The organism is Oleiphilus sp. HI0086, from assembly GCF_001635225.1.
This window is the reverse complement of record NZ_LWFZ01001081.1, coordinates 1-10,787: the sequence shown is the minus strand read 5'-3', so window position 1 is coordinate 10,787 and position 10,787 is coordinate 1. Positions and strand designations below refer to the sequence as shown.

At 43.5% G+C, this 10,787-nt stretch carries 9 protein-coding genes; 3 read left to right on the top strand and 6 right to left on the bottom strand.

The features are described 5' to 3' along the window. Positions 1-178 precede the first annotated feature (178 nt). From A3756_RS19180 to purB, 3 genes are all read left to right on the top strand, one after another. A complete protein-coding gene (locus A3756_RS19180) occupies positions 179-1,801 on the top strand; it encodes a methyl-accepting chemotaxis protein (protein WP_068554324.1) in 1,623 nt (540 codons plus the stop codon). Positions 1,802-1,886: 85 nt separating this feature from the next. Then, positions 1,887-2,618: an START domain-containing protein gene (locus A3756_RS19175; RefSeq protein WP_068554323.1), complete on the top strand. Its 732-nt coding sequence runs from the start codon at positions 1,887-1,889 to the stop codon at positions 2,616-2,618. 98 nt (positions 2,619-2,716) lie between these two features. Then, on the top strand, positions 2,717-4,102 hold the full coding sequence (gene purB / locus A3756_RS19170) for an adenylosuccinate lyase (RefSeq protein WP_068554322.1): 1,386 nt from the start codon (positions 2,717-2,719) through the stop codon (positions 4,100-4,102). Between the two features lie 79 nt (positions 4,103-4,181). Here the strand turns inward: purB and A3756_RS19165 are convergent, their stop codons facing one another. From A3756_RS19165 to A3756_RS19140, 6 genes are all read right to left on the bottom strand, one after another. Then, positions 4,182-5,285, bottom strand: coding sequence for a hypothetical protein (locus A3756_RS19165; RefSeq protein ID WP_068554321.1), 1,104 nt, complete (start codon positions 5,283-5,285; stop codon positions 4,182-4,184). Between the two features lie 82 nt (positions 5,286-5,367). Further along, positions 5,368-6,111 (bottom strand): SGNH/GDSL hydrolase family protein, encoded by a 744-nt coding sequence (locus A3756_RS19160; RefSeq protein WP_082865373.1) that lies wholly within the window; start codon positions 6,109-6,111, stop codon positions 5,368-5,370. Positions 6,112-6,342: 231 nt separating this feature from the next. Beyond that, positions 6,343-7,095 carry an SGNH/GDSL hydrolase family protein gene (locus A3756_RS19155; RefSeq protein WP_068554320.1) on the bottom strand — a complete coding sequence of 251 codons (753 nt, stop codon included), beginning with the start codon at positions 7,093-7,095 and terminating at the stop codon, positions 6,343-6,345. A gap of 112 nt (positions 7,096-7,207) precedes the next feature. Continuing rightward, entirely contained in the window at positions 7,208-9,052 is a 1,845-nt protein-coding gene (locus A3756_RS19150) for a cache domain-containing protein (protein ID WP_068554319.1), read from the bottom strand. A 3-nt stretch (positions 9,053-9,055) separates the two neighbouring features. Further along, positions 9,056-9,877 (bottom strand): hypothetical protein, encoded by an 822-nt coding sequence (locus A3756_RS19145; protein ID WP_068554318.1) that lies wholly within the window; start codon positions 9,875-9,877, stop codon positions 9,056-9,058. A gap of 213 nt (positions 9,878-10,090) precedes the next feature. Next, positions 10,091-10,787: cupin domain-containing protein (locus tag A3756_RS19140; protein WP_231875576.1), on the bottom strand; the 697-nt coding region annotated here is incomplete at its 5' end.

Sequence of the window (10,787 nt, the reverse complement as noted above, 5' to 3'; positions counted from 1 at the left end):
GCTAGCTGCTACATAATTATATCTGAAAACTATTACAGATCTCCTTCAATTATTGATTAAATCCAGTAACTTGCATGAGAGAGACTTTGAATCTATATTAGGAACTTCTGCTCACGAATCAATCTATTTTGCAGTAAAATCACGACCCAACCATTACTGATTTCTTAAGGAAAACACTTTGTTTAGCAACCTTCGATTTGAAGTCAAAATTTGGCTACTTCTAGCTATTGCCATTATTAGCAGCTTATTCATTCAAGTTTTTGACCGGATTAATGAGCGAGATAACTTGCTCGAAAGTCGAAAAAGTGAAGTGAAGCATCTTGTTGAAAATGCGTCTTCGCTGCTTAGCTCATTCTACGAACGAAGAGATATATTGGGTGAAGCAGAAGCTAAAAAACAAGCCGTCAACGCTATCAGACACCTAAGGTACGACAATGGCAGCGGATATTTCTGGATCAATGATTATAGCGCGAAAATGGTGATGCACCCTATTAAGCCAGCACTGAACGGCAAAGACTTAAGCGAATTTACCGACCCTAAAGGCACGCAACTGTTTTCCGATTTTGTGAAAGTCGTACGCAGCTCTGAAAGCGGGTATGTCGATTATTATTGGGCTAAACCTGGAAAAGACGAACCTGTTGCAAAAACATCATATGTTCAAGGCTTCAAACCTTGGAACTACATTATCGGCAGCGGTGTATATATTGACGATATCGATGAGCTATTCTGGAAAAAGTCACGATCGTCTATCTTCTTGCTTCTTGCCACGCTCATTGTCGTTGCTGTGATCGCTCGAATGATGACCCAAGACTTGGTCGAACCTTTAAAGCGAATCGTATCAGTCATGAAAGACGCTGCAAACGGAGACTTTCGACAAGAAATTGAGCAAACTGAGCGTCGCGATGAGCTAGGAGGTCTAAGCCGATCGTTCATCAGCATGCAAAGCGCCTTCCGTAGCTTAATCAATCACTGCAAACACGGCTCTGAAGAAATGTCGTTTTCTGCAACCGTCATGAATGACATTACATCAAGAACATCAGAAGGTGTTGACCAACAACACTCTGAGACCGAGCTTCTCGCCTCGGCAATTGAAGAGCTTGCCATGACAATTCAAGAGATTGCTAACAACGCTGCAGAAACCTCAGACCTGACTCACGAAGCAAATACTCAAATAAATCAAGGTAACGAGATGATGCGCAATACCATTGGTGCAATCAGCAGCGTCTCGGATGATATGACACAAGCCAGCCAAGTCATTAGCCAACTTGAAGCCGATGTTCAACAAATTGACACCATTCTTGGCGTCATCAGAAACATTTCTGAACAGACCAACCTATTAGCTTTGAACGCCGCGATCGAGGCTGCACGAGCTGGCGAAACAGGCCGCGGCTTCGCGGTAGTAGCAGATGAAGTTAGGTCTCTCGCACAACGAACTCATGAATCCACTGAAGAAATACAGGCGATGACTGAAGCTCTGCAATCTGCCGCTGCCAATGCAGTTAAAGTAATGGAGGCCGGAAAGATCCATACTCAATCTTGTGTGGATAATGCTTACAGCACCGGAGAGTGCCTAATGATAGCGGGTTCAAAAGTCGCTGAAGTCACCGATAGGAATAATATGATCGCTGCAACGGTGGAACAACAAGGCATCGTTGCGAATGAAGTCAGCAGCAATGTGGTCTCTATCAAAGAGGTCGCTCATGAAACCCACGAAGGTGCGACAACACTTTCACAACATAGCGAAGAGCTACAAAAGCTAACCAGCTCAACTCAGCAACTTCTTGAGCAGTACAAGGTATAGACTTGGAGAGAGCATATTTATAGCTCTCTTTTATTGTTATATTCATTTTATGCCTGATAAACACCGAGATAAGTAGACACATCTAATGAAAACCATATTACGCAAACCACTACACTTACTTATTTCAATCCCTCTACTAAGCTTGTGCTTTGCCCTAACCTGCTCTGCCAATAGCTGGAACTTGGAACATGATGACGACGGAATCAAGGTATATACTCAAGAGATAGAGGGTTCCTCATTCAAAGCATTTCGTGGTGAAACCTCGATTAAATCAAGCCTACATAACTTAATGGCCCACCATACAGACATATCTGCAATGGAACTATGGCTACAAGATTGCGCAAAGAGTGAAGTTCTTCGAAGAATATCAAATAAAGACTTTTATATTTACCAACGAACGAGTGCCCCCTGGCCTGTAAGCGACCGAGATTATGTACTACATGCCAATATTAAACAAGACCCCAAGACCTATGCTGTAACGATGACTTTCGAAGCCAGCACAGCCGTAAAGCAAAATCACGAAGACTGTGTACCTGTCACACAACTAACAGGTTATTGGCGCTTTACACCACAAGGTGATGGCTATATTTTTGTCGAATATGAAACGCATGCTGATCCTAGCGGAGACCTACCGGCATGGCTCGCCAACAGCTTCGTTGTTGACCAACCGTTAGGCACACTAGAAAAAATGCGTAGACGCGTCGAAAGCAATAGCTATCAGCTGCCCAAAGAAATGTCGTACATCATTGAGCCACCATTACCATTAGCGATCAAAAATAAATCAATTTCCGAGCAAGCCACAAAACATAAGCAATAGACCGCACCCTCATGTATCCGTGACAAAAAGTGCAACTCAGGTCACATTTGTAGTATCATTGCCGCCCATTTTTTAAGCAGCAGAGAAAGAGATTACGAATGCAACTTTCATCTTTAACCGCAGTTTCACCTATCGATGGCCGTTACGGCTCAAAAGTCACTGACCTTAGGGATATCTTCAGCGAGTTTGGACTTATTAAATTCCGCGTAGAGGTTGAAATTCGTTGGTTGCAAACCTTGGCAGCCCACCCTCAAATTGAAGAATTAAAAGCCTTCTCTGCTGACGCCAACAAGTTCCTAGACGATATCGTAAGTAACTTCTCTGTAGAAGACGCAGAGCGCGTTAAAGAAATTGAACGCACTACAAATCACGACGTAAAAGCAGTTGAATATCTCCTAAAAGAAAAGTTCTCTGCAGCAAAAGGCGACTTCCCTGAATTAGAAGCCGATTCCGAGTTCGTTCACTTTGCTTGTACTTCGGAAGACATCAACAACCTATCTCACGGTTTAATGCTTACTAATGGCATGCAGAAGAGTGTTTTACCGTCAATGAAAGAAGTTGTAAACAAAATGGAAGAACTGGCACTTGAGTACGCTGAAATCCCGATGCTTTCACGTACCCACGGTCAAACAGCCTCGCCTTCTACAATGGGTAAAGAATTTGCAAATGTTGTTGCTCGTTTACGCCGCCAGTTGGCTCAAATCGAGAAAGTTGAAATCCTGGGCAAAATTAATGGCGCTGTAGGTAACTACAATGCTCACCTATCTGCCTACCCTGATGTTGACTGGGCTGAAAATGCTAAAACATTCATCGAGAGCCTAGGACTACAGTTCAACCCGTATACAACACAGATTGAGCCCCACGATTATATTGCAGAATTGTTTGACGCAATTGCCCGCTTCAACACGATTCTAATCGACCTAGACCGCGACATTTGGGCTTACATTTCAATGGCTTTCTTCAAGCAGAAAACAATTGCTGGTGAAGTTGGCTCTTCCACGATGCCTCATAAAGTTAACCCTATCGACTTTGAAAACTCTGAAGGCAACTTAGGCCTGGCAAACGCTATATTAGGCCACTTGGCAGAAAAGCTACCTATCTCTCGCTGGCAGCGTGACCTGACAGATTCTACGGTTCTTCGTAACCTAGGCGTCGGCCTGGCGCACAGCATCATTGCTTACCAGTCCACGCTAAAGGGTCTAAACAAGCTTCAAATTAACCCGGAGCGTTTAGCTCAAGACCTCGACAACGCATGGGAAATCATGGCTGAGCCGATTCAAACCGTTATGCGTCGCTATAAGGTTGAACAACCTTACGAGAAGCTTAAAGAGCTAACTCGCGGTAATGTAATGAACCAGGAAACGATTCAAAGCTTTGTGAAGACTTTAGATATTCCAGACTCAGCTAAAGAAGAGCTGCTGAAATTGACGCCTGCTACCTATATTGGTAACGCAATAGCGCAGGCAAACGCAATTAAGAGCTAACTTTCGAAAGATTATAAAAAAGGCGCATTGAGAAAACTCAACGCGCCTTTTTTCTTTCCATTTGAAGACTCTTAAGTAATCAGTTTCGCCCATAAACCCTTTCTCTGTTATAACGGAAGAAACCTAACATTTCTTCTTCCTTCTGGATGGTACCGGCCTCATTTTTAAAGTACTTCTCTCGCAAAGCGCTTAGCTTTTCTACTAAGGCTTCACCTTCAAACTGCTCAGAGACAAGTGAACGCTCTTCCATATATGCGTAACCATTATTCCACCGATCCTCTCTCTCTTGGTCTCGCTTGACCAACCATTCTATCTGGGACTCTTCGAATCCGATGAGCCGCCTCACTTCATTAATTTCATACTGACGTTCTTCACGTGTTAATGCACCGAGTTCGCTTTGTACAATATTAAGACCAAAGACAACTTGAGATAACATACCTTTCGAATCAAGCACCAAATCTTCAACAGAGCCAAAATAGTTTTCATCATAAGCGCTTTGCAATAGATAAACTCGGTCTTGCATGCTCATATCAAGTGACTGGTTAAGCATATTAACGGTAGAGAGCATTGACTCTCGTTTATCTTCTTCAGCACTTCGTTCTTTCTCCCAAATAGCTTCTGCTAACTCCTCACCAAAAATTTCATAGCGCTTTTGCCAAAACATGCCTTGCTGCTGCAACGCAGGCATTTCATTCAGATCTAATATATTAGTCAAGAGCCACTCGTCATAGATATCAAGCATTGCTAATAAAGCAAGAATATCATCTACTAACTCGGGGAAAGCCGTTCGAATAATTCGCTCAAATATTTCCGCACCTGTATCTGGGTAGGACTGTATTAAGTCGTTACGCATTTCTTTCAAGCTTGCGTGAAAAGACGGTAAGTGTTTCTCACTTGAGTGTTCTTGAACCAATAAGCTTACTAAGGCTTCAATCAGCTGCTCAATCTCACTAGGCTCCGCTTTCAAATACTCTGGAATCTGAGGAGTAGGCACATCAAGGTAATCCTCAGTCGAGGAAGATAAAGGTAATGAAGGGCCAAGAGAAACAGGCTCATAGTGCGAATTAAGTGGCTTTTGACTGGCAAATAACTGAATAAGGAAAACGCTTAGTGCGATACTGATAACAGCGATGCCACCCAACAAATAGGGTTTCAAATTTACGTCTTTATTGTGCTCACTCATATCTACTCTCTGAATTATTATTATCTTTAGACATTTCGAGAAAGCGGCGATCCCTGCCGCTCCAAAACTAACTACTCTAGTTTTATAGCAAAGGCTGAAGTACTGGCCAGATCTGTGCTGAAAGGTTATGAGATCCTTCCACGGTCGGATGAATATCATCACTTTCCACCTGAGAAGCAGGTACCGTTCCACGCGGATCTACAAAATGACAATTCGCATTACTCGACACGTCACAAGCATAACCCAGCAAGTCATCTCCATAATTCAATGCTTGAGTTAGATTCGCATTACCTCTAGGTAGCTCGTAATAGCCGAGCCATACAACATTATCGACGCCATCTGCATCCATTTGGTTTAGCAAGTTAACCGCGTTAACATACTGATCTTCAACTAAGCCACGGCAGCTGCTAGAAATGTTCCAGCGATACCACTTAGTACGGCAACCATAAGGGTCGAATAGAGTTGCCGGTATCAAGATATCATTACCGCCGCCATCCATGACAATCGTAGAAATATTCGCATCCGTTGCTTTCGCATCTTGGTACTGTTTGTCTACAGGTGTTGCTAATGAACCACCCGATAACTCAGCGCCACTTTGCGTATAGTTTCGGAAAGTGGTACCGGCATTCGCTTGAAGGTCCTCCTCAATTACACCATTCAAATCGAATATCGAATCACCTAGCGTTACCACGTCCATACGCTGAGCGTTTTCTTCATAAGGGTTTCCCGTACAAGCAACCAAGGAACCGGCAATCGCTAGTGTCCCCACCAGCTTAATCATAGAGCCGCCTTTGTGATACAGTTTTCTTAGATTCATCGTTTTCATGCTTTCTCCAGTTGTTATTTTTGATATGGAGACATGATCCTATAATGATTAATTTAAGTTTAGTGAGGCGCAAAACGTACCAAATAGTGAATATTGTTCATATTTTGCACCCTCGATAATACACGAGCTAAAAAGAGAATAGATTTGTGATTTCATTGACAAAAAAAGGGCCTTCCCTGGCCCCACTAACTATGTAAATCTAATTAAGTCGAGTGAATGTATTTACCCGAATTACAATACAGGCTGAAGCACAGGCCAAATCTGATTTGCCAAGTTAATAGATCCTTCTGGGGTTGGGTGAATATTATCGCTTTCAACTTGAGATGCTGGAACAGTGCCACGCGTATCGACAAATGAGCAGCTTGCATTCGTCGCTACATCGCAAGCATAACCAAGCAAGTCATCACCGTAATTTAAGGCTTTTGTGAGGTTTTTATTGCCACGAGGTAACTCGTAATACCCTAGCCATATCACGTTCTGAACATCATCACTTTCCATCTGATTGAGCAGGTTTACTGCATTAATATACTGATCCTCAATCAAGCCACGGCAGCTTCTTGAAATATTCCAACGCCACCAGTGAGTACGACACCCATAAGGGTCGAATAGCATTGCGGGGATAAGAATGTCGTTACCGCCGCCATCCATAACAATGGTATCGATATTTGCGTCTGTAGACTTAGCATCCTCATATTGTTGATCGACGGCTTTAGCCAAGGCACCACCAGACAACTCTGCTCCGCTTTGCGTGTAATCTCGAAAGGTCTCACCGGCATAGGATTCGAGCGTCTCTTGAATGACACCATTAAGATCAAAGATCGAGTCGCCCAGAGTAATAACGTCATTGCGATCTGCCACTTCTTCGTAAGGGTTACCTGTACAACCGACAACACTCACAGAAACTATACAGGCAGCTGCAAATTTGACAGCCTTAGCCATCTTCACTGGCAGGTCTATCAATTTTTTTTGTTTTAATCTAATCATTTTGCTTCTCCAGCTTTTTGATTGTTTTATGGAGAAACAACGATAACGCAGTCATGAATTTTTTTAGGTATAGGATTACGTACAGATCTCATAGATCAGTGCGCAATTTGCCTTAGGGTTCATTGCACATTCGTCTGGCCAAATCATCTCTAGCGTGCTGAATAAGTGTTAAAGGATCTCGCGCTACGGAAGTGAAAACATGCAAACCACCTAAAGGCATAATGCCCTTCTGTGTTATTTCACCGATAGACCGACAATAGTGCTTCAGGTTCCCGGCCGCATCCGGTTGTGAGGTTGAAGGCATCAATATCGCCACTTCATTTCGATCCAAACTAACAAGACTAAATGCGCTATCCAACTCTGTTGATAAGCACGCTTTAACCTCATCACGCCACTGAGACTCTATTCGCAACAATGCAAGGGCATGTGACGCTTGGTCGTCTCTGCCAATCAAATCAGTCAGGCGCGCTTCTAAACCTTTTTGGTTTAACAAACCTGTTTCAGTATCATGAACATCCAACCATTTCCTCTCATCTACAATAGTTGGTTCAGCTAAAGGTGTCGCGATGACCAAAACTTGCCGAGACGAGATAGAGACAGACTCTTCCTGCTCTCCATAAACAGGCGTATAACGCCAAGAAAGGCAGTGCTGATGCCCTGACACAGAAGTGATATAAGCAACATGTTCAAACTCTGACAAAACCCCTCTAGTGATATCCTCAAGCCGCCGGGAGACTAAGCCCCCCTTAGCCTGAATGAGAGAATCCAACGAGCTCCCTTCGAGACTTTCTGAGCTTAATTCAAATAAAGATTTTAGATAGCGATTAACAGACAATAAGCGCCCGCCACCATCAACTACTGCGATACCCACAGGAACTGAGTCATTCACACTCTCTGATAATAGTTTCTCGCGCTCCAAAGCTTCTGTGCGTGCATCCAAAGCATTTGACGTTTCGACTGCCAAGCGCTCAACTGCATCGGCACGATGTAGCTTACGTAAAGGCTGGCGTAATAGTATAAACAGTAGAAATTCACCGACAAGCAACGCTAAGAAACTATAACTGAACGTTTGAGAGATCGTTTGATCTAATAAGGAGTAGTCTTCAGACACATTTGATATTACAACTAGTTGATTTTGCTGCAAAGGCATCGCCTTCAATTCATAAATATTTGGAGACAAATCCAAAACCTGAATTCGGCGACTTAATTCATCAAGAGAGTACGAACGCGAAGCCTGATCAAGCACGACTCTGCTTTCCAAGGGGTTGGTTAAAGCCATTAGATCACGCTCCCAAAATGGAGAAACAGGCAGCCCCTTGACCCCTGCACTAAATGGGTCCGTATTCTTGCTTAGCAAAACCGTATCAATATTTGAGACGTGCTGAAACCTAAGCATTACATTACTTAATGGCTCTGCCAGAACGATGACACCCAAAACATCCCCCTGATAAAGCATGGCAGTGTAAGTCACAATTCGGCAAACAGAGTTACAATCTACACGCCAAGAGGGCGCTTCTCTCTGGAGCACCTCCCTAACACTCTCTTGGTGTTGCAATGAGTCAGTCGAGTGTAATATACCAAGCTGAGTATCAAACAAAGCCAATACTGACAATCCCCCATCGGCTTGTAAATTCCAATCAAGCTCTTCTATTTCACTGCGAAAACTTTCGACATCGTTTCCCCGGATTGCCTCCATTAAAATTTTATTCAAACTTGCCGAGTTCGCTAGCTGTATCACTTTATCCGCAGAAGTTTCTATCAAACGATTTAATTGCTGTTCATATTGGGCATGCACAATAAGCCGGTTAGACTCAAACTCATGCGTTTTCCACTGAGACATCAACAAAGAAAAGGCCAACACAATTAATGTGAATACAAGGCTAATCGCTCCAAACGTTTGCCAATTAATGTTAAAACCTTTGTCTTTCCATCCTGAGGGTAATGTCTCGTCAATCATCTACTACCACCTATAGGCGAGCTGAAAAAGAACTGCTGTCCAGTATGGATCCTGCTCGTCTGAAATCGAGTTATCACGACTAAACAACCTCGAGTAACCCTCAATATAATGAATCTCAGCGCGAAGAAGCCAGTTCTCATCAGGTCTAAATGCCAGACCAAAATTAGCATCGTCAAATGAGCTCTTTGGGTCTGACGAGCCCCTCAGCTTTGTTTGTTCATAGCGAGCATACATTTCCCAGAATTCATCAAAACGATAAACACTCTGCAAGTAATAAGCTTCTTCATAAAAATCATTAACAGCCTCGCTTGCCAGTGCCGGAATATTAGTCTGGAATTTATGGCGCAAATACTCAAACGTGACAGACCATTGGAATTGGTTGTATTCAAGTGATGTCACGATATTTTCGGAGTAAAATGACGCGTCAGGCTCAACAATCATAAGTAAAGGGTCGTCACCTGCAGGAAACTCAACTGATACTTCGTACTCTGGTTTGAAGTACGTTATGGAGGCACGCCAACCATCAAACTCTTCTCCATATATTATTTTGGCTAACAGGCTACGATCTCCTTTGAGTTTGCTTGGAGAAAGTTGTGAGGCCTCTTCCAACTCATCTTTATCAGCAACAGGCTGGCTCAAGAAAAGTTGAAATGCTAAAGGCTCACCAGATAGGTCATAAGAACCAAAGAATTCCACACCATCAGCGGAATAAAAGGAGTTACGAGTCATGTCAAAATAAACGGCTTGCGGCATCACCACCCCCGTTCGGGTATGGGGAATATCCCGAGTCTCATTATAAAAACCATATTGGCTTTCAAACAGCATCAGGCTTTAGGCGCTTTTTCAAAGCCGAATTTTCACAAACACCTATAGAGTTTCTCGAAAAGCATTGTTCAGCAAAAATTTGTTCCAATCTTGAAAACTAGGCGTCACCTTCTCCGCCTTTTTAATCTGGATATTATTAACGAAGATAGTAAGTCAAGCATGAGCTAGCTCAAACATAGCTCGAAGCACCTAGCGAGGCACAGTGACCTCTGCCTACAAATCTCCGAGCACTAATGCACCGCTTTCCAATAAGTTGGCAATAACGCTTTTATCCTGTTTATCTGAAACTAAATCTAGTATTCGCTGACGACAAAGATCTTGTCTGTCGGCGAGTTCTTCAGCCAATGCGGCTGAACATTTATAAGAAGTACCATCAACATAAAGCAGACACTCCTTGAAGGTGGTATAGGCAAAGCGTGAAGCAGGGTTACGCTGAATTAGCTCACCCTCACCAAGGAGCGACTCCCAATCCTCAATACTTTCGCCGACAAGCTCAAGCTCAGGATACTTCCTTTCCGTTACATACTCCCCTAGCCAGTTTGCAAGCAAGGTCTCATTGGTCAAGGCCTCGCTCAACATTTCACGCAAGCGAGTGATAGCAGCTTCAGGGATATTACCTCGGGCAGCTTTTAAAGCCTCGATGCTATCCTGATAACGCTCATCCTCTTTCAAGCCCTCCAAGGCTGCTGTCGCTACACCGTCGACAATATCTCGAATGCTCGGAGCGCGAAAACCAACTGAATAGGTCATGCTGTTTTCTACAGAGACTCCTAAGTGCGCATGCTTGGCGGGAATGTAAAGGATATCACCCGGTTCCAAGGTTACTTCCAATTTAGGCTCAAATTCAGTCAGGATACGCACAGAGGTATCTGGTACCAATTCACTGTCGGCGCTACAAACCTGACCTACT